The following is a 24,451-nucleotide window of genomic DNA, read 5'->3' as shown; positions in this document are numbered from 1 at the left end:
AAAAGAACGCAGGCCCAGAAAAACACAACGCGCGCCCTGCCTATTTTGTCAATTTTACCACATATTCAACAACTTAAAACCGCGCCTCAAGCGAAGCGCGATGAGTAATGCCTTTAAAATTCTACATTGACGGGCATAAGAAACTCGGCCATCACTCCCCTCGATGGTTCCCGATGGTCAGCCCAAGGGATGAAAAGGGAATATGGTGCGGCCGCCTTGTGCAGCTCATTCCATAACTGCCCCCGCAACTGTAAACGGTGAGCTAAGCCAAGCAACCACTGGCCCAAAGGGTCGGGAAGGATGGCCATGCAATGACCCGCAAGTCAGGAGACCTGCCATCATATGTTTAACCAACCCAGGGCGGGGAGTCCTGTAAGGAGGCTATGATGGCGCGCATACTCTGCGACGATACGATAAAAACGACCGGTCTACACTTTGCACCTAGCGGTGAAGACTATGTCGAACTCAGCTGATCATTTCATTTCCATTTGCGAAACCTGCAAGGGTACCCAATGGGCTGGCCACGTCAGGGACCTGATCGCCGACAGGCTGCCCGTCGGGTTTGCCGTGCGAACCGTTTCTTGTATGGCGGGCTGTGCGCATCCAACGACCGTTGGATTTCAGGCTGCCAACAAAACGCAGTATTTATTCGGAGACATCCACAGCACCAAGGATGTCGATGCCTTAGTCGCCTTTGCCCATCAATACCACAGCATCCCGAATGGCTGGTGCAACGCAACTGAACGCCCGCCCGCTTTGCTAGATAAAACCTTGGCGCGATTGCCTTGCTTTGAGACCGAGGCAGGATCATGAACAATCGAAATTTTCTGGTTGTTCGCAACCTCTCCTTTCATGCCCCAAATGATGATGCCTTGCTGCAAGATGTGTCTTTTGAGCTGGCAGAAAACAGCATCCTCGCAATCGCGGGGCCAAACGGGGCGGGTAAAACTACGCTGCTAAACCTACTTTGCGGCGCCTCCGATTTGCAGCATGGCGAAGTGTGGATAGAAGGGCGAAACCTCAAACATCTATCGGCAAAAGAACGGGCGCGCATGATCGCCGTGGTGAGCCAACAAGAGCTTCCAGACGGTCGGCTGATCCTGCGGGATTACGTCGCCTTGGGGCAAATCCCGATCCAAGCTGACCGTTCAGCCGAAGAACACGCAAAAGAGCTGGACCGAATTCTGGAACTGACAGGCCTAGCAGGGCTATCCAACAAACAGATGGCGATGTTGTCAGGCGGAGAACGCCAACGCAGCCATATCGCGCGCGCTTTGGCGCAAAACCCATCGTTGCTTTTTCTGGATGAACCGACAAACCATCTGGACCCAGATGCAAAAGGCCAAATGCTGTCGCTGGTCGCTTCTTTGGATATCACCGTTGTTATGATCCTTCATGACCTTGTGATGATCCCTGAATTCGCCAGCCACGTCGCCCTGATGAAATCCGCTCGGCTCACGGGGTTTGGGCCTGTGAAGGACATCCTCAATTCTCAGCAGGTCAGAGATACCTTTGGTGTCGACTATCTGAGCTTTCACCACGAAGGCCGGATCATTCCGGCGCTGGACATACGCAAAACCATACAATCAAAATAAGGGAACTCTCAAAATGAGAAACATATGGGCCGCGGCCTTGCTTGCCACCTTTGCAAGTGGACTAAGCGCAGAAGAAATCCAGATCGATAACTGCGGCGAGCCTCTGGCTTTTGATAGCGTCCCAGAGCGTCTGGTTGTTCACGACATGAACATGACGGATATGGCTTTCGCCTTGGGCCTACAGGACAAGATTGTCGGCCTCACAGGGATCACAGGCTGGTATAAAACCAGCCCTGACTTTGACGCCCAGCGCGGCGACATCCCTGAACTTGCGCCGAAATACCCAACCCTAGAAAACCTTGTCGCGGCAGAGCCTGATCTGTTCTTTGCCGGTTGGTATTACGGCATGAAACCAGGTGGTGACGTGACACCAGATACGCTGGCTCCTTTTGGGATCAAAACCATGATCCTTACAGAAAGCTGTGTGCATTTGAACAAAGACCGCCCCGAGGCGAACATGGACCTCCTGTTCGGTGACGTCCTGCGATTGGGCAAAGTCATGCAGGTCGAAGAAAAAGCTGCAAGCCTTGTTGCGGGGTGGAAGGACAAATTGGCAGCAATTGAAACCCAAACGGCTGACCTCGCGAAACCTCGGGTATTCTTGTTGGATGGCCCTGCCGATGCACCATTCACGGCTGGCAAATTCGCCATCCCCGATGCGATGATCGCCGCCGCAGGTGGTGAAAACGTCACCCACAGCATGGACACCAGCTGGGGGCGCACTTCATGGGAAACGGTTGCGGCTGCAAACCCTGAGTTCCTCGTCTTGCTTGACTACCAAACAGGGAACGGCGCCGCAGATACGTTCAAATTCTTGCAAGAGCACCCTGTCATGTCTTTGACGGATGCCGTGAAAAACGAACGCTGGATCGGTTTGCGCTACGAAGAACTAACACCTGGTCCAGCCAACATCGAGGCGATCTCAAAGATGGCACAGGCCATGCACCCAGGCCTCAAATAAGATGGGTCGCCTTGGCCTAAGCTTTTTCATGGGGGCGGTTATTTTGACCGCCCTCTTGTTGATCTCTACGATCTACGGCACCACGGCCATTCCGGCGCCTGTCGCTGTCCAAGCTGTCTTGTTCGGCACCGGTTTGGCTGATGGGGACATGTCCCCGATGCATCGGATCGTGTTTGATCTGCGCCTGCCTCGGGCTTTGTTCGCCGCTGTCATCGGTGCAGGCCTTGGCGTTGTTGGCGTCGTGTTACAAACAACGACCCGCAATGATTTAGCAGATCCCTTTCTATTCGGCCTTTCCTCAGGTGCGGCAGCCGGAGCCGTCTTTGTCATAACCGTAACCGGAGACATCTTGGGTTTCTGGACCCTCCCACTGGCTGCGTTTTGCGGCGGTTTGGTCGCCTCTGGCATTGTCTTGGCTTTGGTTCACGGGCTGCGCACCAGTGCGCCGGAAAAGTTAATCCTTGCGGGGCTGGCCGTCTCGTTCCTGTTTTCGGCGATGACCAACTATCTCATCTTTGCTGGCGATAGCCGCGCGGCCCATTCTGTCATCTTCTGGATGCTCGGCGGTCTGGGATTAGCGCGGTGGGAGACTTTTCCGCTAGTTTGCGCCGGATTGATCCTCATTCTTTCATATTCGCTTTACCGCCACCGTTGGCTCGATGCCTTACTGACCGGAGACCTTACCGCTGCGACATTGGGCGTGCCGGTTCAAAGGCTGCGGTTCAGCATGTTTTTCGCAGCGGCCCTTGCAACAGCTGTTTTTGTGTCAGTTGCGGGTGTTATTGGTTTTATCGGGTTGATGGTGCCCCATATTGCCCGAGGCATTGCAGGGCCGCTTCATCGCAATCTTGTCCCCACCGCGGCAGTCGTAGGCGCGACATTGCTGACGGGATCAGACATCGCAAGCCGATTGGTCCTCGCGCCTCAGGAAATCCCTGTTGGAATTGTTACCACCTCAATCGGGTCAATCTTTGTCTTCATCCTGTTGTTTAGAATGTCGCGCAAAAAGCACTAGCCCCTCTGCCACCAAATTTCGGGCATGCCGCGACAACAGAGCGGTGCTTGGGCAAGAAAACCAAAATCGAGAGCCCCCTCCAGCGCAGGATCACTTCAGGCGCTTACCTTACGCTGAGCGGTGCCCCGCTGCATCGAAATACCGCGCGATACAACGTTGGATGTGGCCCTCGATGAGTACGTCCGGATCGTTGCTCATGTCGCCAAACTCAAGACCTGTAAACGCCTGTGAGATCAACGTTTCAGGTGCGGGGTTTGATTTAAACGTCTGGATCAGCTTGCTCAAGGCTTCGCTAATTTTCGGATCGCTCCAATAATATCTGATCCGATCGCTATAGCTGTAGACCTTAAGCAGCTGCTGCTCTTTCATATTTCCGCTATAGTAGCTTTTCCAATACTCGGGGTTAGCGGCCATTTGATCCGCGATAATGGCGCGGATATTTGAGGGCTCTTCTACATCAAGCTGAGCCTCGACCGAGGCCAAAGCCCAAACGGCCTCGCGGAAGCGATAGGTTAGCTCTGGTCCGACTTTGAGAAAGAAAAAGTGGTTTTCTACCAGCTCGCCCAGCGCTTGCGTTGTCTGGTAATCAGTTGAATGCGCCTCATAGGTCAGGCCGTCTTGCGCAAGGATTGCCTTGCTCAGAGGCTGTGCCTTTTGCGGGATAAACGGATAGATTTGCGTATGGCCAAAATCTACGCCGGGCTGTGTCACAACCGAAACGATCCGCGACCACGCAGCCTCGAGCCCCCTTTCCTCCCAAGCCGCGCGATGGGTTTGGATGGTCTCGTGGAACCTGTCGACTGTGGTGACATCAAGCGCGTCTGGCTCTTCGGTTTCACCGCCAGGGATCGGGACTTCGGTGCCGATGATATAGAATAGCGCGTCAGGGTCTGGCGCGTGCGCTTCGGCAACCGCACAAAGGTCTGCGGCCCGTTCTGCGATTTGCGCGAATGTCGGGTTTGGTTCGCCCCCACAGGCCATGCTGGTATCGAGGTGGATTTTCGTAAACCCCGCCTGCACATAGGATTTGACCAATTCGCGGGACTTTTCCATGGCCACGTCCAGCGGCTCATCCTTCCAGACATTCGGCCCCAGATGGTCACCACCTAGGATCAATTGATCCATAGGCACACCAACCTGCGCCGCCATCTGCCCCAGCCACGCCATGAAATCAGCGGCCGTCATACCCGTGTAGCCACCGTATTGATTAACCTGATTACAGGTCGCTTCGATCACGGTCGGGAAACCCGTCCTTTTGGCATAGGATAGAACAGCGCGCAGAACATGTTCGTTCGCAGTACAAAAACACGGCAGCCCGACAGCTTCGCCTGCACGATTTCGTGCGATCAAATCATGGACGAGACTCATGTGGCGCTCTCACTTTTTTTGGCATCTAAAAAACGGGCCAACTCCGAAGGGGCGGAATTTCCCTCCATAGGGCCGCGCCGCGTGACGGCAAGCGCTCCGGCGGCATTGGCCATAGTGCCGGCCTCGAACAATGACGCGCCCTGAGCAAGCAGAGCGATAAACGTTCCGCCAAAACAATCACCTGCGCCAGTGGGGTCGATCTCTTCCACTTTGTGGCCCCTAAATTCATGGCGCTCTGCCCCGCTCACAACAGTGGCCCCCGCAGCGCCGCGTTTGATGACGATGATTTCGGCCTTGGACTGCAACAGTTTTTCGATAGCGGCATCTTCGGATAGATCGGGAAACAAGAAATCCAGATCGCTGGTGGATGGCATAAGGTAGGTGCTGCGCTCCATCGCCTCTTCCAGCGCGTCCCGTGCAGCAAGATCGCGCATCAGCTCTGGCCGCGCGTTCGGATCACAGCAAATTTTGCCTCCCGCAGCATCCACCGCACGCATCGTCTCCAAGATCGGGCCGCGCATACGGGCATTGCCAAGTGATGCGGCAGACACGTGCAAAATGGTCTGCCCAAGATCCAACAGCCCTTGCGGCACCTTGAAATGATCCGATGCCGTTTCCGCCATATGAAAAATGAAGTCACGGCTGCCGTCATCGTAATAGGACACAAAAGCTGTGCCAGTGCTGCGGCTGTCATCCACAGTGACGCCCCGCGTTCCGACACCATCCGCGTTCAAGCGATCTAAAACGGCATGGCCAAACCCGTCATCACCAACGCCACCGATCATTTCAGTGCGCGCGCCCATCCTTGCGGCCTGATCCAAAAAGATAGCAGGCGCGCCGCTGGGGTATGGGCCAGAGTAGTCGGCAATCGTTTTCAGACCGCAATTTTTTTGATGGGAAACGAACTCAACCAGAATTTCACCAACGGTTGCGATCACGGGATTTTGGCGCATGCAGACTCCTCCTGTCTGCGACAACCTCTAATTATTTTTTTTACACATGTCAAAAGATATGACATACTCTTTTCCAAACCCTGCGGCCCCTCGGACAATTCAGCCAAAGTGAAATCATGACCAAACCCAAAATCCACACCATGAAAGAGCTTTCAAGGGCGATCTCGATCTCACGGCCAACGCTGGCCCGCTATTTTGAAGATGAAACCAGCGTGCTGCCTTCGACCGCGAAAAAGATCAAAGATCGGCTATCCGAAGTCGATTACGTTTACAATTTTTTGGCAACGCGGCAGAATCGAAAATCAACAGATTTGATTGGGGTCGTGGTCCCTCACTTTGAGGATCTCTTCTTCGCAAGCTTGCTCGGATCGATTGAAACCGCCGCACGCGCGGCAGGTTTCACCATCATCACACAAAGCTCTCATGGCGATGCGGAATCCGAAGAAAAGGCCATTCGCAAACTCAGATCAATGAACGTAGACGGGGCGATAATTGCGCCTTTGGGCAGCAACAAAAACCTAGAAATATTCAAAGCCGCGAATGAAGATTTCCCAATAATCTTTGCTGATTCTTACCCTGGAACAGATAGTTCAACCGCAGATTTTGTCGGGACAGATAACTCTAGCAGCGTTGGAATCATGGTAGACTACTTATGCAGAACAGGTGAACCACCTGTTTTTCTAGCCATGCCACAGCTCACCTCGAATGCGCTGGAACGCCAAAACGCGTATTTTCAACAGATGGAAAAACAAGGCCACCACGCGAGGCTGGTCGAAACGCCGGAGGGCATGGAGCTTTGGGAATTCGAGCAATACGGGCTAGAGGTTATGGGCAATCATTTCAGCCATGGAAGGCATGTTACCGACACGATTCTATGCGCCAATGATCGCATTGCAATAGGCGCTATTCGCGCGGCCAACACCCATGGGCTTTTCTTTGACCAAGATGGGAAAACGCATGGCGCGCTGCGCATTGCGGGCCATGATGACCACCCGTTAAGCCGCTTTATCTTTCCCGCTGTCACCACTGTTAAGCAAGAAATCAATGAAATTGGACGGGGCACCGTTGAGCTGTTATTAAAACGCATACGCGAGGGACGACAGGGAGATAGCATTAAAATCCTACGGGATGGCGCCCTGATAATACGCGAGTCAGCTTGACCCATTTCACTCGGCAAACCCCAAAGTAAAACTTATCGCGTGTAAAAATATTCTTGACTCACGATCCGATCCCAGAATAGCCTTAATATGTGACAAAGGGAGGATACTATGTCTATCAAGAGAACACTGCTGACCTCAGCGGTCAGCTTCGGCCTTGCCGCGGGTATCGCGAACGCCGAAGAAATCACCATCGCAACTGTAAACAACGCTGACATGATCACCATGCAAGAGCTTGCTCCGGCGTGGGAAAAAGAAACAGGCAACACCATCAACTGGGTTGTTCTGGAAGAAAACGTGCTGCGTCAGCGCACAACGACAGATATCGCCACAGGTGGCGGCTCTTTCGATATTATGTTCATCGGTGCTTATGAAACACCGATTTGGGGCGCCAAAGACTGGCTCACGCCGCTGAACGATTTTGCCGACGACGCTGACTATGACCTTGAGGATGTCTTCCCTCTGGTGCGCAACGGTCTGTCCGCAAATGGCAACCTCTACGCGCTGCCGCTCTACTCCGAGACATCGTTCACCTTCTACCGCACTGACCTCTTTGAGGCAGCTGGCGTTGAAGTTCCTGCCGAGCAGATCACCTACACCGAATTCGCCGAAATGGCGAAAAAGCTGCATGATCCTGACAACGGTATCTACGGCACATGCCAGCGCGGCAAAGCGGGCTGGGGTGAGAACATGGCGTTTGTTGGCACAGTGGCCAACGCGTTCGGCGCACGCTGGTTCGACGAAGAGTGGAACCCACAGCTGGATTCAGCCGAGTGGAACAACGCGGTTAACTACTACGTCAACCTGATGAACGACGCGGGCCCTCCAGGTGCTTCTGCAAACGGTCACAACGAAAACCGTGCCCTGTTCAAAGACGGCAAATGCGCCACATGGGTTGATGCGACTTCTGCCGCGGGTGACGTACGTAACCCTGAAACATCCGGCGTTGCTGACAAGACCGATTTCTTCAAGGCACCTAAGGAAGTAACTGACAAGGGCACAGGCTGGTTCTGGTCCTGGGCACTTGCAATTCCTGCAAGCTCCAAGAAAACAGACACTGCCAAGAGCTTCCTGAAGTGGGCAACTTCGAAGGAATACTTCGAAATGGTTGGCGAATCCAAAGGCTGGGTTGCGGTTCCAAGTGGGACACGTAAATCAGTTGAAGAAGACGCACGTCGTCTGGAAGCAGCTCCATTTGCCAAGACCGTGGTTTCCGCGATCCTGTCAGTTGACCCAGCAGACCCAACACGTGACCCAGTGCCATACACTGGTGTTCAGTTTGTTGCGATCCCAGAATTCCAGGGCATCGGCAACTATGTTGGTCAGCAGGTTGCTGCCGCTCTTGCCGGTCAGACATCGGTAGAAGATGCTTTGGCCAACAGCCAAAAATTCGCGGTACGCGAAATGACAAAGGCCGGTTACATCAAGTAACCTATCCTGATGGGTCGGGGCTTCGCGCTCCGACCCGCTTTCAACTTTCTCCAATAATTTCACTAGTTTTTTGGAAAAGACCCGCTTCAGGTCTTTTCTTGAGGACTGAAAACAATTCGTTACCGAGGGGGCGAAAACATGGCCACCAAAGCTTCCAGAAACTCTGCCCGTTTGATGATTTCACCTGCGGTGATCCTGCTGCTTGGCTGGATGATCATCCCTCTGGGCATGACGCTGTACTTCTCATTCTTGCGGTACAATCTGCTACAACCCGGCAGTGCACCTTTTGTCGGTTGGGAAAACTACTATTGGTTCTTCACAGACCCTAGCTTTAGCGCGGCGATGTGGAACACGCTGGTCCTTGTTGGGGGTGTGTTAACCATCACCACCATTGGCGGCATTTGTTTTGCGCTTTTGCTGGATCGCCCCATGTTTGGACAGGGCATCATCCGCATCATGGTTATTGCACCGTTTTTCGTGATGCCAACCGTGTCTGGTTTGGTCTGGAAGAACATGTTCATGAACCCAGTCAACGGTATCTTTGGGAAAATCGCTTCCAGTCTGGGGTTTCAACCCATCGACTTCTTTGGGCAAATCCCTATGGCGTCTATCATCTTTATCGTCTCGTGGATGTGGCTGCCCTTTGCAACGCTGATCCTGTTAACGGCCCTTCAATCGCTCGATCAAGAGCAGCTGGAAGCCGCTGAAATGGACGGTGCACGTTGGACTAGCCGGTTCTGGTACATAATGCTGCCGCATCTGGCGCGCGCGATCACTGTTGTGATCCTAATCCAGACCATTTTCTTGTTGTCGATTTTTGCCGAAATTCTGGTGACCACAAACGGTGGCCCCGGTGTAGCGACAACCAACCTCACCTACCTGATCTACGTATCATCACTGCTACAGTTTGACGTGGGCATCGGCAGCGCCGGTGGTGTGGTTGCAATCATTCTCGCCAATATCGTCGCATTCTTCTTGATGCGGATGATCGGCAAGAATCTGGATGCTTGAGGGGACCGGATATGGCACGCGCAATTTCAACCAGAAAGAAGATCTCAAATACGGCGATCGCCGGAACGCTTGGGTTCTTCATGTTCTTCCCGATCCTGTGGATCCTGATCCTGTCGTTCAAGACCGAAGAGGATGCCATTCGTGCTCCGCTTGAAATCCTGTTCAATAGTGGCTGGACAACAGAAGGCTATGAAGCGGTTCAAGCACGATCAGACTATTTCAAATTCTTCATGAACTCGGTCATCATCTCGGTGGGTTCAACCGTGTTGGGCCTGATCATTGCCATACCGGCAGCTTGGTCCATGGCCTTTGTGCCTGCCAAACGCACCAAAGACGTGTTGATGTGGATGCTATCGACCAAAATGCTGCCGCCAGTTGGCGTTTTGATCCCGATCTATCTGATCTTCCGTGACCTCGGAATTCTCGATTCCCGCATCGGTCTCACCTTTGTGTTGATGATGATCAACCTACCGATCATCATTTGGATGCTTTACACCTACTTCAAGGAAATCCCAGGCGAGATCCTTGAGGCTGCGCGGATGGACGGAGCTTCGCTGAAAGACGAAGTACTTTATGTCCTCACCCCTATGGCAATCCCCGGCATGGCCTCTACGGCATTGCTCAACATTATTCTCGCTTGGAACGAAGCATTCTGGACGCTCAACCTGACATCGGCCAAGGCTGCGCCGCTTACGGCATTCATCGCCAGCTACTCCAGCCCTGAAGGTCTGTTTTACGCCAAGCTGAGCGCGGCTTCGATCATGGCCATCGCGCCAATTCTCATCATGGGCTGGTTCAGCCAAAAGCAACTTGTCCGGGGCTTGACCTTCGGTGCTGTGAAATAAGGAACACATCATGGGACGCATTCAGCTTAAACAAGTACAGAAAAAGTTCGGCGAGACAGAAGTCATTCCGCCGCTCGATCTGGAAATCGAAGACGGCGAGTTCGTTGTCTTTGTCGGCCCCTCTGGCTGTGGTAAATCCACATTGCTGCGTTTGATCGCTGGGCTTGAGGATACAACGGCGGGCAACATCGAAATCGACGGCGAAGACGCCACGGATTTACCACCAGCCAAGCGCGGGCTTGCCATGGTGTTCCAATCCTACGCTCTTTATCCGCATATGTCGGTGCGCAAGAACATCGCCTTTCCGATGAAAATGGCCAAAATGCCAGAGGATGAGCAAAAGCGCCGGATCGAAAGTGCCGCCAAGGCGCTGAACCTCACAGACTACCTTGATCGCAAGCCTGGCCAACTATCAGGTGGCCAGCGTCAGAGGGTTGCAATCGGCCGCGCCATTGTGCGCGAACCCGCTGCATTCCTATTTGATGAGCCCCTGTCCAACCTCGACGCTGCACTACGTGTCGGCATGCGGATGGAGATCGGCGAGCTGCACAAAAAGCTTGAAACAACCATGATCTACGTGACCCATGATCAGGTCGAAGCCATGACCATGGCTGACAAAATCGTCGTGCTTCAGGCAGGTGTCATCGAACAGGTCGGCTCCCCGCTTGAGTTATACCGTACACCGCGCAACAAATTTGTCGCGGGCTTTATCGGTAGCCCGAAAATGAACCTGATCGAAGGACCAGAGGCCGCTAAACACGATGCCCATACCATCGGCATTCGCCCCGAACATATCGCGATTTCAACAACCGAAGGTCAGTGGAAGGGCACTGTTGGTGTAGCCGAGCATTTGGGCTCTGACACCTTCATTCACATTCACGGAATTGATGGCTGTGATCCTTTGACGGTACGGACCGCCGGAGATTTTACTGTCAAATATGGTGACACTGTCTATCTGACCCCCGATGCCAATTTGATCCACAAATTCGGCGCGGATGGTCTGCGGCTGTAATCAGCGTAACAGCTGCAAGGAACCGCCGGGCTAACCGGCGCAATAGGTGTGACCTCATGAGAGATACGATGCGACCACTCTCGAACGCGATATTAATGGATTTGCCAAGCGAAGTGCGCGGCCCGACCTATAGCCGTTCGGCTATAGAGCCCGGAATCGTACATATCGGTCTTGGCAATTTCCACCGCGCCCATCAATCGTGGTATTTGCATCGTTTGATGCAACTGGGTGAGGCTATGGACTGGGGCATCATCGGTGCCGGCGTTCGCGCCGGCGACGAGGCCCAACGCCAAAGACTGGCGCAGCAGGACTATCTCACAACGTTGATTGAGCTGGACCCAAAGGGCCGCTCGGCCGAGATTGTCGGCTCGATGATTGGCTTTGTTCCCGTCGAGGAAGATAACGCTGCCCTGATTGCGCAAATGGCGGATCCTGCCATTCGTATCGTGGCCCTCACGGTGACCGAAGGGGGATATTACATCGACCCTGTCACAAAAGAATTCGACGCAGCCCATCCCGATATGGTGCATGATGCAACGCATCCCGAACGTCCTCGCACTGCGTTTGGCGCAATGATTGCGGCGTTGAAACACAGACGCGCCAATGGCACGGGGCCTTTCACGGGGCAAAGCTGTGACAACTTGCAAGGCAATGGCGCGATCCTGCGCCAAACACTGGTTTCATTGGCTCGCCTTTCGGATAGCGATCTGGCTGAATGGATCGATGCCAACTGTACTTTCCCCAATTCAATGGTCGATTGCATCGTACCCGCCACCGGCCCGAAAGAGCTGGAGCTGGTTAAAACCTTTGGCATTGCAGATGCAGCACCTGTGACCCATGAAAATTTCCGACAGTGGGTTATCGAAGACGATTTTTGCGCAGGCCGCCCAAATTGGGAAAAGGTTGGCGCGACGCTCACGGATGATGTTCATGCTTTTGAGGCGATGAAAATCCGCCTTTTGAACGGCAGCCACCAACTGATTGCAAATGCAGGCGAAGTCCTCTCGGTCGAGTTTATCTCGGATTGCATGGATCACCCTCTTATCGGTGCTTTCGTGCGCAAGGTCGCAAAGACCGAGATCGCCCTTCAGGTGCACCCTGTGCCCGGCATGACGCCCGCGGCCTATGTCGAACTGGTGGACAGCCGCTTTTCCAACCCAGAAATCATCGACACTGTCCGCAGAGTAGCCTTTGACGGGTCATCGCGCCAAACTGGATTCGTCTTGCCGACCCTGCGCGATGCGCTGGCCAATGGTAGTGCCATGGAAGGCCTAGCCCTATCCCAAGCGATCTGGGCCCGCATGTGCGAAGGCACACGCGAGGATGGCGCCTTGATAGAGGCCAACGATCCGATCTGGGATGCGCTCACCCTTGCTGCAAAAGCTGCGCGCAGTGATCCTCAAGTATGGCTTGACCAACGCGACCTCTACGGCGATCTGGCCGACGATGCGGCATTCCAAAGCCGCTTTACACATTGGCTGGCTCTGATATGGGCAGATGGTCTGGAAGCGGCCCTTCGGTCTTACATTCAAGGATGAACACCTTATGAAAGCGATTGTCTTTGGCGCCAAGAATAACGTCCAATTCACCGATCTGCCTGACCCGCAGGCGGGCGCCGGAGAAGTCGTCATTCAGGTCAAGGCAAGCGGCATCTGCCATACCGACTTTGAAGTGCTAAAAGACAATTACGGGACAGGCGCCTTCCCCGTCGTTCCGGGCCATGAGTATGCTGGCGTTGTGGTCGAAGTTGGCGCGGGTGTGAACACCGTTACAGTTGGGGATCGGGTTGCCGTCGATCCCAATCTTGAGTGCGGCACCTGTCGGGCCTGCGGACGCGGCTGGGCGCATCTTTGCGAAAATCTGGGAGCATACGGGGTTACGACCCACGGCGGTTTTGCTGAACTAAGCGTTGTGAAAGCCTCGGCTGTGCATCCGATTGGCAAAATGAGCTACCTTCAGGCTGCCCTTGCCGAACCTATGGGCTGTGTGTTGAACGGCATTGATGCCGTGCATGCCCCGTGGATGGAAGAGGCGCTGATTTTCGGTGCTGGCCCGATGGGCCTGTTGATGGGAATGGCATTGAAGGCTGAAGGCGTCGCCAATGTCGTGTTCGTCGACATATCGGAAAACCGCCTTGAACTCGCCTCCAGCTTTGGATTTGACGCCATCGCGGCAGGGTCGGATGCCCTGCAAGGCTGGCACCACCGCGCGGATTTGGTGGTCGAAGCCACAGGCCTGCAGGCGGTTGCCTCTGGCTTGACCAACTATATGGCAAACGGTGGTAAGGGGCTTTTCTTTGGGGTGTGCCCTTCAGATGCGCAAATCGACGTAGCGCCATTTGAGGTGTTTCGCAGGCAGCTGACCCTCGCAGGATCGCATTCCCTGAACCATAACATCCCAAGATCCCTTGATGTCATCGCTGGCTTGGCCCCTGACATCGATCGCCTTGTTTCCCACCGGCTGCAACTGGATGAGATTTCCCAAATCCTTAGCACGAAACCACCCAGCGACAGTTTGAAGGTACAGTGGACGAACGAATGACCCGCTAAGGCGAAATCCGTTCGGTTCGCGCGTCAGCGGGCCGCTTTCCATTTCACCGCTTACCTTAGCTTTTATCTTACGCAGTTGCGCCGCCCAGCTGTCCCAGCAATGGCTTATCTGTCGTCGCATCTGCCTTTGTCACATTTTGCGGCCACGTCAGAAACAAGATGGCTGGATTCAAGATCGCATCAGATTGGATCGTTTCAACCAAACTGGATGCATCACATCTGGAAATTACCTGATCTTTCTGCTGCGCGCGTGACACAATATCAATTGAGATCACATCTTCTAGTCCAGCAGCAACAAGCGCATCTGCGATCTTGGCCGCAGATCCAACACCCATATAAATGGCCACACGGGTTCCCGGACGCAACGCGTTGATCCAATCAAGGTTTGCCGTCTGGCTCTCTGAATACCCCGTCGACAGCACAAGCGTGTCGCATGTCCCACGTTCGGTAAGGAAACCACCCAGCGAGGCAGAGGCTGCGCTGGCCGCTGTCACACCTGGGACGATTTCATATTCGATACCAGCGGCGTTCAGCGCGTCGGCCTCTTCGGAGCCGCGTGCAAAAACACCTGGATCACCGCATTTCAAACGGACAACCCGCTTACCCTGACGCGCAGCAGCAACCAGAACACCAGAAATTTTATCTTGCGGCCAATGGTGGCATCCTGGGGCCTTGCCAACATAAACCCGCTCGGCATCGCGGCGTGCAAGGTCAAGAATTTCGGGGTCGATCAAACGATCGTAAAAGATGATATCCGCCTCTTGCAGCCTTTGAACACCGCGCAAAGTGATCAAATCCTTAGAGCCGGGCCCAGCGCCAACCAACGCAACAGCCCCCTGTTGATCAGTGCCAATTTCGCCCGTATCGATGGCCTGTTTGATCATCTGGGCCGCCTGACGTTCGCTGCCGCGTGCGTGGGCCTCTCGGGCGGGCCCTGCAAACACCCAACGCCATAGATCGCGGCGCGCACGGGGACCAAGCCGCATCGCTGCGCGATCCCTCAACCGGCCAGCCAGTGCGGCCAAATCGCCCAAACGTGGTTCTAGCGCCTCTTCGAGGCGGGTCTTGATCTGGCGCGCTAGAACAGGTGCTGTGCCTTCTGTGCCGATGGCAACAACCACCGGAGAGCGGTCAACGATGGAGGGGGTCAGAGCATCACAAAGCTGAGGCTGGTCAACCACATTCACGGTTGCACCAGCGGTTTTGGCCAAACTGTGCAAGCTTGCGTCTGTCGCAGGACACCCCGTTGCGATAAACACAAGAGCGGCATTAGAAAAGTCAGCCGCGCAAATGGGCCCCGCCTGCCAGTTCAGCTTTCCTTGTTTGTGCAGATCCGCCAGCTCAGGCTCAAGAGAGGGCGCAAGCACGGTGATTTCGGCTTCCGTTTTTAGGATCAAACGGCATTTCTGCGCGGCCTGCTCCCCTCCTCCGGCAATAACAACGCGGCGGCCCTGCATCTGTAAAAACATCGGGAAGGTTTTCATCCTGCTCTCCTCGCGTGGACATGACGGTTGTGCCAGATTTCGGATGCCAGCGTGGCCGCTGCTATCGGGGTTTCTTCAGCCCCAAGCGTCCAAAGCGCCAGTGCCGCCGTTGAAATAACCGTGACCTCGGCAAAACTGTCTGTTTGGAATCCAGCCCAAAGGGCAGCCAGATCAACTGCCTTTTCGGGCTCATGTAAGCGCCGTGTTTCCTGTATCCGCGCAGGGAAAACCTCGTTCAGCTCGACACCATTGCGTAGCCCAAATACAAAAGCGTCTTTTGCTGGGTTGCATTCAAACTCGCCCCCGCCCCCTTTGATGACAGTCAGATTCCTGTCCCCCAAAAGAGCCGCAGCACGTGATTGGAGGCCGCGGTAACTGGGGTGAAACACCCCCTGCACCGAAGCCAAAGCCGCCGTGGGGTTCCACATGCGAAGAACCGTATTTATGCAACTGCGAAGGCCCAGCACCTCACGCAATCTGAGCAAGCCAAAAGCAGCGGGGCTTAGTGTTTCGAGGGGCCTATACGTCAGGCCACCGCCTTCTAGCCCGACCTCCTTTATCGCAGCACGCAAATCGGCCGAGGCACTTTGGTGAGAGTTCCAACCGTGCATCACCACAGTATACCCTGCCAAGGCAACCACCTTGGCCGCCAACAAAAAGAGAGGCGCACCGCGCGTGCGGCCAGCGGCATAACAAGGCCAATCTAGGTCGGCTTTGGGCAGCGGCGCAATCGACTCGCGCAGAGCCGCAGTAAATCCGGCAATTTCCTCATCTGTCTCGCCGCGGAGCCGCATCACCATCAAAAGCGCGCCAACAGCTTCTGGATCAGCTTTATCGGCAAGGATGAGGCCCATGGCCTCTGTGGCTTCGCCCTGCGTTAAGCTACGCGCACGCCCTTTGCCTTGGGCAACGATCCGGACAAAAGGCGCGAGGGTCATTCTGCTGCCATCGGAATACGGGCCTCATCCAACAAACGCGCCAATTCAGGTTTGCAAGACCCGCAACTTGTGCCTGCACAGGTGGCCGTGCCCAAAGCTTCAATGCTCCCAGCACCCGCTGCAATCGCTTCGCGCAGGGTGTTGATGCCCACATTGAGACACGCACAAACCGTTGCTCCGGGGTCTACTTGATCCGCACCGCTGCGCCCCGCAAGCGCCTGTAGGGCCGAAGTGTCTGTCCCGATGAGAGACACCGCATAGGCCCGTGCCAGCGTCACAGGCTCTGAAGCGGCATAAAACAATCCGACCAGCTTTTCTCCGTCATGAAACGCCACACGCGTCTGTTGGGTGCTTTCATCCCGCATGAGTGACGCATTGCCCGTTTCCAAGGATAGCAAGCTGCGCACCAGCTCTTCCCAATCAGCTGGCGGGGTAAGCCCCGCAAACTCGCCCTGCCACCCCGTCAATGTGCGCGCGACCGCAGCATAATCACCTTGGGGCTGGATCGGATCCAGCGAGGCTGCGAAACCATACCAGCTTGCAGAGTATTTCTTTACCGTGACTTGGCTCATCTTGGAGGCAGGTTGCCCCGAAACAGGGTCGACCACGGGTGCGGCGAGGTTGTTAATCCAACTCGCGCTGCTTTGTTGCCGCGTCCAGTGCATTGGGGCAAACACTTGCTGTTTTGCTGTACGATCGGTGATCAAAGCACGTAAGACAGATGTGCCATATTGGTTGCTCAAAGTGACAAGATCGCCCTCGCCTACCGAAAGGCGTGCCGCATCATCGGGATGGATTTCCGCGTAAGGCTCAGCCAAATGCGCCCCAAGGCGGGGCGCTTTGCCGCTGCGTGACATAGTATGCCACTGATCGCGGTTGCGTCCGGTATTAAACGTAAACGTACCCCGTTGCTGAGGTTGAGGCGCGCGAATGGGCAACATCTTTGCTTTTCCATCGGCGTGGAAAAATTTCCCGTCCGCAAAGAACCTCTGCCCGTTTTTGGGCCACTGGGTGGGGATGAGGTTGTCATAGTCGATTTCTTCAAAACCGCTCAGATCGAGGTCGCGCTCAAACTCGCGCGTGGCTTTTGACAGCGCGACAAACTCGGCAAAAACTTCGGCAGGGGATGAATAGCTGAACGCATCCCCCCACCCCATTCGGCTGGCAACTTGGCTGATGATCAACCAATCTGGCCGTGTCTCACCGGGTGCAGGCATGAACGCACGTTGGCGCGACATCCGACGCTCGGAGTTGGTAACCGTTCCGTTTTTCTCACCCCACCCCGCCGCAGGGAGCAAAACATCAGCGAGATCGCCAGTATCGGTCCGCGCGTTGATTTCAGATACGGCAACAAACGGCACGGCCTTAATCGCCTCTGCGACACCATCAGCGTCCGGCAAGCTGACAGCAGGGTTTGTTGAGATCACCCATAGCGCTTTGATCTTGCCACTTGCGCAGGCTTGAAACAGGTCAACCGCCTTTAGCCCCGCCTCTGAAGCGATCGTCGGGCTTTGCCAAAAGGCTTGAACGCTTGCGCGGTGATCAGGATTTTCAATGTCGAGGTGATTGGCAAGGATATTGGCCAATCCGCCAACTTCGCGCCCGCCCATGGCATTGGGTTGCCCAGTCACCGAAAATGGGCTGCACCCAGGCTTGCCGATGCGGCCCGTTGCAAGATGGCAGTTGAGGATCGCGTTCACCTTGTCGGTTCCAAAACCGGATTGGTTCACGCCTTGCGAATAGACTGTCACAACCTTCTCTGTTCCAGCCCATAGTGCAAAGAAACTGTCGAGTTCCTCTTGTGAGAGGCCACTATCCAGCGGGTTGGTCAAACGCGCCTGTTCAACTGCTTCGCTGTGCCCGTTTACATGATGTTTCAGATAGTCGTGATCAAGGGCATCAGTATCGGCCAAATGAGCAAGGAGGCCGTTGAAAAGCGCCGCGTCACCATCTGGAAGAATGCGCAAATGCTGGTCGGCCAAACCTGTTGTTGCCGTCTTGCGCGGATCAACATTCACAATTTTCAGCGCAGGGCGTGCCGCCTTGGCCGCCGAAATTCTTTGGTGCAATACTGGGTGACACCACGCAAGGTTTGAGCCAACCAGAACGATAAGATCGGCCTGCTCAAGGTCTTCATAAATTGCTGGCACAGTATCGGTACCAAAGGCGCGCTTGTGCCCTGCCACAGAGGAGGCCATGCAAAGGCGCGAATTCGTGTCGATATTTGCGGACCCGACAAAGCCTTTCATAAGCTTGTTGGCGACATAATAGTCTTCGGTAAGGATCTGCCCCGAAGCATAAATTGCCACGCTATCAGGCCCATGATCGCGAATTGCATCGCCGAATTTTTGCGCAACCAAGTCTAGCGCATCGTCCCAAGCAGCATCGCGCCCAGCGACTTTTGGCGTTAAGAGACGGCCTTCAAGGCCGATCGTTTCCCCCAACGCCGCCCCTTTTGAACAAAGACGCCCGAAATTCGCAGGGTGATCCGGATCGCCTTTGATCGTACCATCTGGCCCTGCCAGCAGACCACAGCCAACACCACAATATGGGCAAACTGTTTTGGTCAGGCTCATGCGACGGCCCTTTGTTTTAGAAACGCCACATCCAGCAGGATGCACCCGTCTTCGACGCGTGCAGGATAGGTTGCCACTTGGCCTTCATCCGCCCCCTGCGCTTTGCCGGTTTCCAGCGAGATCACCCAATTGTGCAACGGGCAGGTCACCTCTGAGCCATGAACAATCCCGTCTGCCAACGGCCCTTTCTTGTGGGGGCAGGCATTGTCGAGGGCAAAGACCTTGTCTTCTGATGTACGGAACACTGCGACACAGCCATGCGCTGTTTTGATCAGCCGTGCCCCGCGTTGTGGCACTGCATCCAGCGCGGCGATATTGATCCAGTCGCTCATTCTGCGGCCTCCAATGTAAGATCAGCCAAAGGTTCATATGGCGCAGATTCCGCCACATGTTCGGCCCATGGGTCTTTGCGATAGATAGATTGAGAAAGGTCAAAACGGGCAGCAAGTGCCGCACGGGTTTCAAGGTCAGCCATCTGCTCCTGAATCCATTCCAATCCAACCTTGTCCATCCACTTGTAGATGCGATCAAGGTATTTGGCGTTTTCGCGATAGGACTGTGTGACGGCTTTGACCACCTCGATGACTTCCGCTTCGGTTGGCACCTGACACAGCAGCACGGTCTCGCGCACGTCCATGCCCGCAGCGCCACCGATGCTAATCTGGTAACCGCTGTCCACACAGACGATGCCGATATCCTTACAGGTCGCCTCGGCACAGTTGCGCGGACAACCAGACACGCCCAACTTGAGCTTATGCGGCGTCCACGACCCCCACAGGATTTTTTCCAATTGAATACCAAGGCCTGTGCTGTCTTGGGTTCCGAAACGGCAATGGTCGGTCCCAACACAGGTTTTCACCGTACGCAGACCTTTTGAATAAGCGTGTCCAGAAACCATCCCCGCCTTGTTCAGATCATCCCAGATCGCGGGTAAATCTTCACCCTTAACGCCCAATAGATCAATCCGCTGCCCACCTGTCACTTTTACCGTTGGCACGTCGAACTTATCGGCAGCATCCGCAATCGCGCGCAGCTCGTCTGGCGTGGTGATCCCGCCCCACATGCGTGGCACAACGCTAAAGGTACCATCCTTTTGGATGTTGGCGTGTTTACGTTCATTGACAAAACGCGACTGCGGATCATCCTGATACTCTTCTGGCCAGTCAGCCAGCAGATAAAAGTTCAGTGCAGGGCGGCACACGTGGCAGCCGCAGGATGTTTTCCACCCGCATTCCTGCCAAACCGCTGGCATTGATTTCAGCTCTTGGCTTTTGATCATGCGGCGCACGTCTTCGTGGGTCATGTCGGTGCAACCACAGACGCTGGCTGCGGCGGGGATGACGAAATCATCTCCCAATGTGACGGCCAAGACCTGCTCGACCAACCCTGTACATGTCCCGCAAGAGGCGCTTGCCTTGGTTGTTGCTTTGATCCCTGCTAGGTCCGTAGAGCCTGCGGCGATCGCGTCCTCGATCTCTCCTTTGCAAATGCCGTTACACCCACAGATTTCCGCATCACGCGGTAAGGCTGCAACGGCTGAGAGCGGGTCCGAGGGGGCACCCCCCTGATAGGCAGGTCCAAAGATCAGCGTTTCGCGCATATCAGAGATATCTGTCTTGTCGCGGATCAGCCCGAAGAACCAGTTGCTGTCTGCCGTGTCACCATACATGACCGCGCCAATCACCACATCGCCCTCCAGCACCAAACGGCGATAAACGCCACGTGCAGGATCACGGAACACAATATCTTCGCGCCCTTCGCTTTCAGCAAAATCGCCCGCGCTGAACAGATCACAACCCGTGACCTTCAACTTGGTCGACAGTTCTTTTTGAACGAATTGCGCCTCTTCACCCATTAGGGTTTTAGCGACAACTTTGGCCTGATCATACAGCGGCGCAACAAGGCCAAAGATCGCCCCGTCGTGTTCCACACATTCGCCAACTGCCAGAATATCGGTGTCAGACGTGTTCATCTGATCGTCGACATGAATGCCCTTGCCCACGGCTAGACCCGCCTCTTGGGCCAGCGCAACATTGGGACGGATGCCTACGGCCATAACCAACAGATCACAGGGCAGCTCTGTGCCATCATCCAGCAACAGCGCCTTGACCTTGCCATTCTCGCCCAAGATTTCCTTGGAGTTGGCCGAACATTTAACTGTGATGCCCTTGTCCACCAGTGCCTTGCGCAGCAGATAGCCTGCCGCCTCGTCCAGCTGGCGTTCCATCAGGTGGCCCATGATATGCACAACCGTCACGTTGACGCCGCGCGCAGCCATCCCCGCGGCGGCCTCAAGCCCCAACAAACCACCACCAATCACAACACAAGAGTTGTCAGGCCCAAGGTCCATCATCCGCTGGGTATCTTCGAGGTCACGGTAGGCAATCACGCCTTCCAGATCGTGACCGGGCAGCGGGATCATAAACGGGTTAGAGCCTGTGCCGAACAGCAGTTTATCATAGGGCAAGACATCGCCATTCGCAGCCGTAACCGTTTTAGCAACGCGATCAATCGAAGCGATCGTTTCCCCGAACCGGCAAGTCACTTTGTTTTCAGCGTACCACGCATCATCATGCGTAACGATTTCTTCGTAGGTTTTTTCACCCGACAAAACAGGCGACAACATGATCCGGTTATAGTTGCCGCGTGGCTCGCTATTGAACAACGTGACATCAAAATCAGCCTCGGCGTCGTTCAGGTGTTCCAGCACACGGCCAGAGGCCATGCCCGCACCAATTACAATCAATTTCTGGGTCATGTCTTACTCCGCCGCAATCTTGCTGGGTTTCGGTTTGGGTTTTGCGCCATGCTCGTACTCTTCAAGGAAATCCAGAACCTCGGCGCGGTAGGTGTAATAATCAGGATGCTCCAGCAGCGCCTTGCGGGTACGCGGGCGGGGCAGTTTTACATCAGTGATTTTGCCGATCGTTGCTTGTGGCCCGTTTGTCATCATGACAACGCGGTCAGCCAATAGGATCGCCTCGTCCACATCATGGGTTACACAGACAGCGGTCACTTTGGTCCGCGACCAAACCTCCATCAGCACTTCCTGCAGCTCCCAACGGGTGAGGCTGTCAAGCATCCCGAAGGGTTCATCCAGCAGCAAAAGTTTTGGGGACAAAGCAAAGGCCCGCGCGATGCCCACGCGCTGCTTCATCCCGTTAGACATGGAGCTGGCCTCCTTATCCATGCTGTCGGCCAGCCCTACCCGTTCAAGGTAATATTCGATGACGTCCTGACGTTCTGCCTGCGACGCTTTTGGGTAAACCTTATCCACACCAATCGCCACGTTTTCCTTGGCTGTGAGCCATGGGAACAAGTTGGGCGATTGAAACACAACGGCGCGCTCAGGATCCGCGCCCTCGACGCTCCAGCCATCCAGCTTGATCGCGCCTTTGCTAATCGGGTTCAGGCCAGCAGCCATAGTCAGAACCGTGGATTTACCACAACCCGAGTGACCGATGAGGCTGATGAATTCACCCTTTTTCACCTTCAGGTCAAAGTCTTCGACAACGGTCAGCGGCCCTTTTGGGGTCGGGTAAACTTTGTGAAGCTGAGAGAAGGTCAGGTAGCGCTCTTCGATGCCCCCTTCTTGTGCTTTGACGACCGCCGCAGGGACCGAGTGGATCGGCGTCACGTCTGGCAACATGCGGGTGTCTTCGACCTTGGCCGCGATACCAACATCCATAAGGTAGTTGGTGACCTTGATCCGCAAAGCCTTGAACGTTTCGTCGTTGTTCATCGCTGCGCGGTCACGCGGGCGCGGGATGTTTACCGTTACTGGATCGGCCAATGTCCCATCAGGGTTCAGCGGGATAATGCGGTCCGCCAACAGGATTGCCTCGTCCACATCATTGGTGATCAGGATACAGGTCTTTTTGTCTGTCTCCCAAATATCAAGGATTTCATCCGCTAGATTGGCGCGGGTCAGAGCGTCTAACGCGCTGAGCGGCTCATCCAGCAAAAGCATCTCTGGGTTCATCGCCAGCGCCCGCGCAACCGATACCCGCTGGCGCATCCCGCCAGACAATTCGGATGGGCGGCGCGATGTCGCGTGCGACAGGCCAACCATGCCGACATAGTGGTCGATCTTGGCCTGACGTTCGTCTTTTGACAACTTGGGGAATACCGCATCAACGGCAAGGCCCACATTTCCACCAACAGTAAGCCAAGGCATCAAGGAATAGCTTTGGAAAACCAAACCCCGCTCGGGGCCAGGGCCGGCAATTGGTGCACCTTTGAAGGTAACGCTGCCTGTATCTGGCGTTTCAAGGCCGGCGATCAGGTTCATCAGCGTTGATTTACCTGTCCCCGAGAACCCAAGGATCGCGACGAACTCACCCTCTTTGATATCTAGGTTGATATCTTTCAGGACCTCGTTGCGGGCCGTGCCTTGGCCAAAACCTTTGGAGACGTTTTCGAACTTGAGAATGCTCATGTCGGATTACCTGTTCTCTGTGAAGGTGAACATGGATTGCAGCGCAAACATCACGCGATCCAAAAGGAAGCCGATGATGCCGATGGTAAAGACCGCGACCATGATTTTAGCGAGGGATTGCGAAGAACCGTTCTGGAATTCATCCCAGACAAACTTCCCAAGGCCCGGGTTCTGCGCCAGCATTTCCGCCGCAATCAGAACCATCCAGCCAACACCCAAAGACAGGCGCAAACCGGTAAAGATCAAAGGCAAAGCGGATGGCAAAACCAGTTTGGTAATCTTAGAATAGGTGCTCATCTTGAGAACTTTGGAAACGCTGACCAGATCTTTATCAATCGAGGACACACCAAGGGCTGTGTTAATCAGCGTTGGCCATAGAGAACAAAGCGTTACAGTGATGGCCGACACAAGAAACGACTTGGTGAACATACCGTCATTGGTGGCATAAACAGCCGAAACAACCATCGTCACAATCGGCAACCATGCCAGCGGGCTGACCGGTTTGAAAATCTGGATAATCGGGTTGATCGCCGCATTGGCCGTGGCCGACAGACCCGCGAGAATACCCAGAGGGATCGCAATGATGGAACCAATCAAAAAGCCAAAGAAAACGGTCGTGATCGACGTCCAGATCTGTTGGTAATAGGTCGGCTTACCCGTATAGATCCGCTGTTTTACCTTATCTTCTTTGCCTTCGGCAATCAGCTTGGCGTTGCGCTCATCCTGACGCACATAAAACGCCGCTTCTTTCTCGCGTTCCCGCACCGCATCGGCGTTCAAATTGATCGCCTGCTCCCAAACTTGGGCTGGACCAGGGATCGCCCCCAGCGATGTTTGAACCTTTGGCGCCAAGGTCGCCCATGCGCCAAGGAAAACCAAAATGGCCAGCAAAGGCACACCTAACAGGCGCCAGATTTCTGACATTTGCGCACGCGGGTTATCACCTGCAGCAGCTTTGAGTATCGGTGTGAGCCACGCCAGCCCCAGCACCTGAAACCATGCATCGGCTTTGTTAATCCGCGTGAACAGGCGGGCGCGGCGGGCTTCTGATTCAAGTGTTTCTGGGTCGATGGCGGTCATGTTGAAACCTGTGATCTAGAGGAATTGAAAAGGGAGGT

General features: G+C 54.8%; 20 protein-coding genes and 1 riboswitch. Of the genes, 11 read left to right on the top strand and 9 right to left on the bottom strand.

What is annotated here, in order from left to right; genetic code table 11:
* Positions 1 to 147 precede the first annotated feature (147 nt).
* Positions 148 to 354, top strand: a riboswitch (cobalamin riboswitch).
* Between the two features lie 102 nt (positions 355 to 456).
* Genes Z948_RS0110820 through Z948_RS0110805 form a run of 4 tightly spaced genes read left to right on the top strand, consistent with a single transcriptional unit; the run spans position 457 to position 3,571 of the window.
* Positions 457 to 813: a DUF1636 family protein gene (locus tag Z948_RS0110820; RefSeq protein WP_025059586.1), complete on the top strand. Its 357-nt coding sequence runs from the start codon at positions 457 to 459 to the stop codon at positions 811 to 813.
* On the top strand, positions 810 to 1,595 hold the full coding sequence (locus Z948_RS0110815; RefSeq protein WP_025059585.1) for an ABC transporter ATP-binding protein: 786 nt from the start codon (positions 810 to 812) through the stop codon (positions 1,593 to 1,595). The genes Z948_RS0110820 and Z948_RS0110815 overlap by 4 nt, the downstream gene beginning before the upstream one ends.
* Positions 1,596 to 1,608: 13 nt before the next feature.
* A complete protein-coding gene (locus Z948_RS0110810; RefSeq protein WP_025059584.1) occupies positions 1,609 to 2,556 on the top strand; it encodes an ABC transporter substrate-binding protein in 948 nt (315 codons plus the stop codon).
* Between the two features lies 1 nt (position 2,557).
* Complete coding sequence (locus Z948_RS0110805) at positions 2,558 to 3,571, top strand: FecCD family ABC transporter permease (RefSeq protein ID WP_025059583.1); 1,014 nt, start codon at positions 2,558 to 2,560, stop codon at positions 3,569 to 3,571.
* Positions 3,572 to 3,679: 108 nt separating this feature from the next.
* On the opposite strand, the gene Z948_RS0110800 is transcribed toward Z948_RS0110805, so the two are convergent.
* Both Z948_RS0110800 and Z948_RS0110795 read right to left on the bottom strand, forming a co-directional pair.
* The gene (locus Z948_RS0110800; RefSeq protein WP_025059582.1) at positions 3,680 to 4,939 is read right to left on the bottom strand and encodes a class II D-tagatose-bisphosphate aldolase, non-catalytic subunit; all 1,260 of its coding nucleotides are present in this window, start codon (positions 4,937 to 4,939) and stop codon (positions 3,680 to 3,682) included.
* The gene (locus tag Z948_RS0110795) at positions 4,936 to 5,892 is read right to left on the bottom strand and encodes a carbohydrate kinase family protein (protein WP_025059581.1); all 957 of its coding nucleotides are present in this window, start codon (positions 5,890 to 5,892) and stop codon (positions 4,936 to 4,938) included. The genes Z948_RS0110800 and Z948_RS0110795 overlap by 4 nt, the downstream gene beginning before the upstream one ends.
* Before the next feature lie 116 nt (positions 5,893 to 6,008).
* On the opposite strand from Z948_RS0110795, the gene Z948_RS0110790 reads away from it, so the two are divergent.
* From Z948_RS0110790 to Z948_RS0110760, 7 genes are all read left to right on the top strand, one after another.
* On the top strand, positions 6,009 to 7,052 hold the full coding sequence (locus tag Z948_RS0110790; protein ID WP_052033183.1) for a LacI family DNA-binding transcriptional regulator: 1,044 nt from the start codon (positions 6,009 to 6,011) through the stop codon (positions 7,050 to 7,052).
* 108 nt (positions 7,053 to 7,160) lie between these two features.
* Positions 7,161 to 8,480 carry an ABC transporter substrate-binding protein gene (locus Z948_RS0110785; protein WP_025059579.1) on the top strand — a complete coding sequence of 440 codons (1,320 nt, stop codon included), beginning with the start codon at positions 7,161 to 7,163 and terminating at the stop codon, positions 8,478 to 8,480.
* Positions 8,481 to 8,618: 138 nt separating this feature from the next.
* Positions 8,619 to 9,491, top strand: coding sequence for a carbohydrate ABC transporter permease (locus Z948_RS0110780; protein WP_025059578.1), 873 nt, complete (start codon positions 8,619 to 8,621; stop codon positions 9,489 to 9,491).
* Between the two features lie 11 nt (positions 9,492 to 9,502).
* The gene (locus tag Z948_RS0110775; protein ID WP_025059577.1) at positions 9,503 to 10,336 is read left to right on the top strand and encodes a carbohydrate ABC transporter permease; all 834 of its coding nucleotides are present in this window, start codon (positions 9,503 to 9,505) and stop codon (positions 10,334 to 10,336) included.
* A 10-nt stretch (positions 10,337 to 10,346) separates the two neighbouring features.
* Complete coding sequence (locus Z948_RS0110770) at positions 10,347 to 11,348, top strand: ABC transporter ATP-binding protein (RefSeq protein WP_025059576.1); 1,002 nt, start codon at positions 10,347 to 10,349, stop codon at positions 11,346 to 11,348.
* A gap of 56 nt (positions 11,349 to 11,404) precedes the next feature.
* Positions 11,405 to 12,886: a mannitol dehydrogenase family protein gene (locus Z948_RS0110765; protein ID WP_025059575.1), complete on the top strand. Its 1,482-nt coding sequence runs from the start codon at positions 11,405 to 11,407 to the stop codon at positions 12,884 to 12,886.
* 7 nt (positions 12,887 to 12,893) lie between these two features.
* On the top strand, positions 12,894 to 13,889 hold the full coding sequence (locus Z948_RS0110760; RefSeq protein ID WP_025059574.1) for an alcohol dehydrogenase catalytic domain-containing protein: 996 nt from the start codon (positions 12,894 to 12,896) through the stop codon (positions 13,887 to 13,889).
* Positions 13,890 to 13,965: 76 nt separating this feature from the next.
* On the opposite strand, the gene cysG is transcribed toward Z948_RS0110760, so the two are convergent.
* The 7 genes from cysG to Z948_RS0110725 are packed head-to-tail and all read right to left on the bottom strand — an operon-like array spanning position 13,966 to position 24,413.
* The gene (cysG, locus tag Z948_RS0110755; RefSeq protein WP_025059573.1) at positions 13,966 to 15,381 is read right to left on the bottom strand and encodes a siroheme synthase CysG; all 1,416 of its coding nucleotides are present in this window, start codon (positions 15,379 to 15,381) and stop codon (positions 13,966 to 13,968) included.
* The gene (locus Z948_RS0110750; RefSeq protein WP_025059572.1) at positions 15,378 to 16,319 is read right to left on the bottom strand and encodes a glycosyl transferase family protein; all 942 of its coding nucleotides are present in this window, start codon (positions 16,317 to 16,319) and stop codon (positions 15,378 to 15,380) included. The genes cysG and Z948_RS0110750 overlap by 4 nt, the downstream gene beginning before the upstream one ends.
* Positions 16,316 to 18,895 carry a nitrate reductase gene (locus Z948_RS0110745; RefSeq protein WP_025059571.1) on the bottom strand — a complete coding sequence of 860 codons (2,580 nt, stop codon included), beginning with the start codon at positions 18,893 to 18,895 and terminating at the stop codon, positions 16,316 to 16,318. Before Z948_RS0110745 ends, Z948_RS0110750 begins: the two co-directional genes overlap by 4 nt.
* Positions 18,892 to 19,227, bottom strand: coding sequence for a nitrite reductase small subunit NirD (gene nirD, locus Z948_RS0110740; protein WP_025059570.1), 336 nt, complete (start codon positions 19,225 to 19,227; stop codon positions 18,892 to 18,894). The genes Z948_RS0110745 and nirD overlap by 4 nt, the downstream gene beginning before the upstream one ends.
* Complete coding sequence (gene nirB / locus Z948_RS0110735) at positions 19,224 to 21,653, bottom strand: nitrite reductase large subunit NirB (protein ID WP_025059569.1); 2,430 nt, start codon at positions 21,651 to 21,653, stop codon at positions 19,224 to 19,226. Before nirB ends, nirD begins: the two co-directional genes overlap by 4 nt.
* 3 nt (positions 21,654 to 21,656) lie before the next feature.
* Positions 21,657 to 23,333, bottom strand: a complete 1,677-nt coding sequence (locus Z948_RS0110730) for an ABC transporter ATP-binding protein (protein ID WP_025059568.1) — start codon at positions 23,331 to 23,333, stop codon at positions 21,657 to 21,659.
* Between the two features lie 6 nt (positions 23,334 to 23,339).
* A complete protein-coding gene (locus Z948_RS0110725) occupies positions 23,340 to 24,413 on the bottom strand; it encodes an ABC transporter permease (RefSeq protein ID WP_025059567.1) in 1,074 nt (357 codons plus the stop codon).
* Positions 24,414 to 24,451 lie beyond the last annotated feature (38 nt).

The organism is Sulfitobacter donghicola DSW-25 = KCTC 12864 = JCM 14565, assembly GCF_000622405.1.
GTDB lineage: Bacteria > Pseudomonadota > Alphaproteobacteria > Rhodobacterales > Rhodobacteraceae > Sulfitobacter > Sulfitobacter donghicola.
The sequence above is the reverse complement of the archived record's forward strand: the minus strand, read 5'-3'. Positions and strand labels throughout refer to the sequence as shown.

Coding starts and splice junctions, on each gene's coding strand:
- Z948_RS0110770 (WP_025059576.1), top strand. CDS start 10,347: ATGGGACGCATTCAGCTTAAACAAGTACAGAAAAAGTTCGGCGAGACA.
- Z948_RS0110780 (WP_025059578.1), top strand. CDS start 8,619: ATGGCCACCAAAGCTTCCAGAAACTCTGCCCGTTTGATGATTTCACCT.
- cysG (WP_025059573.1), bottom strand. CDS start 15,381: ATGAAAACCTTCCCGATGTTTTTACAGATGCAGGGCCGCCGCGTTGTT.
- Z948_RS0110785 (WP_025059579.1), top strand. CDS start 7,161: ATGTCTATCAAGAGAACACTGCTGACCTCAGCGGTCAGCTTCGGCCTT.
- nirB (WP_025059569.1), bottom strand. CDS start 21,653: ATGACCCAGAAATTGATTGTAATTGGTGCGGGCATGGCCTCTGGCCGT.
- Z948_RS0110725 (WP_025059567.1), bottom strand. CDS start 24,413: ATGACCGCCATCGACCCAGAAACACTTGAATCAGAAGCCCGCCGCGCC.
- Z948_RS0110790 (WP_052033183.1), top strand. CDS start 6,009: ATGACCAAACCCAAAATCCACACCATGAAAGAGCTTTCAAGGGCGATC.
- Z948_RS0110775 (WP_025059577.1), top strand. CDS start 9,503: ATGGCACGCGCAATTTCAACCAGAAAGAAGATCTCAAATACGGCGATC.
- Z948_RS0110800 (WP_025059582.1), bottom strand. CDS start 4,939: ATGAGTCTCGTCCATGATTTGATCGCACGAAATCGTGCAGGCGAAGCT.
- nirD (WP_025059570.1), bottom strand. CDS start 19,227: ATGAGCGACTGGATCAATATCGCCGCGCTGGATGCAGTGCCACAACGC.
- Z948_RS0110805 (WP_025059583.1), top strand. CDS start 2,558: ATGGGTCGCCTTGGCCTAAGCTTTTTCATGGGGGCGGTTATTTTGACC.
- Z948_RS0110820 (WP_025059586.1), top strand. CDS start 457: ATGTCGAACTCAGCTGATCATTTCATTTCCATTTGCGAAACCTGCAAG.
- Z948_RS0110750 (WP_025059572.1), bottom strand. CDS start 16,319: ATGACCCTCGCGCCTTTTGTCCGGATCGTTGCCCAAGGCAAAGGGCGT.
- Z948_RS0110810 (WP_025059584.1), top strand. CDS start 1,609: ATGAGAAACATATGGGCCGCGGCCTTGCTTGCCACCTTTGCAAGTGGA.
- Z948_RS0110795 (WP_025059581.1), bottom strand. CDS start 5,892: ATGCGCCAAAATCCCGTGATCGCAACCGTTGGTGAAATTCTGGTTGAG.
- Z948_RS0110730 (WP_025059568.1), bottom strand. CDS start 23,333: ATGAGCATTCTCAAGTTCGAAAACGTCTCCAAAGGTTTTGGCCAAGGC.
- Z948_RS0110760 (WP_025059574.1), top strand. CDS start 12,894: ATGAAAGCGATTGTCTTTGGCGCCAAGAATAACGTCCAATTCACCGAT.
- Z948_RS0110745 (WP_025059571.1), bottom strand. CDS start 18,895: ATGAGCCTGACCAAAACAGTTTGCCCATATTGTGGTGTTGGCTGTGGT.
- Z948_RS0110815 (WP_025059585.1), top strand. CDS start 810: ATGAACAATCGAAATTTTCTGGTTGTTCGCAACCTCTCCTTTCATGCC.
- Z948_RS0110765 (WP_025059575.1), top strand. CDS start 11,405: ATGAGAGATACGATGCGACCACTCTCGAACGCGATATTAATGGATTTG.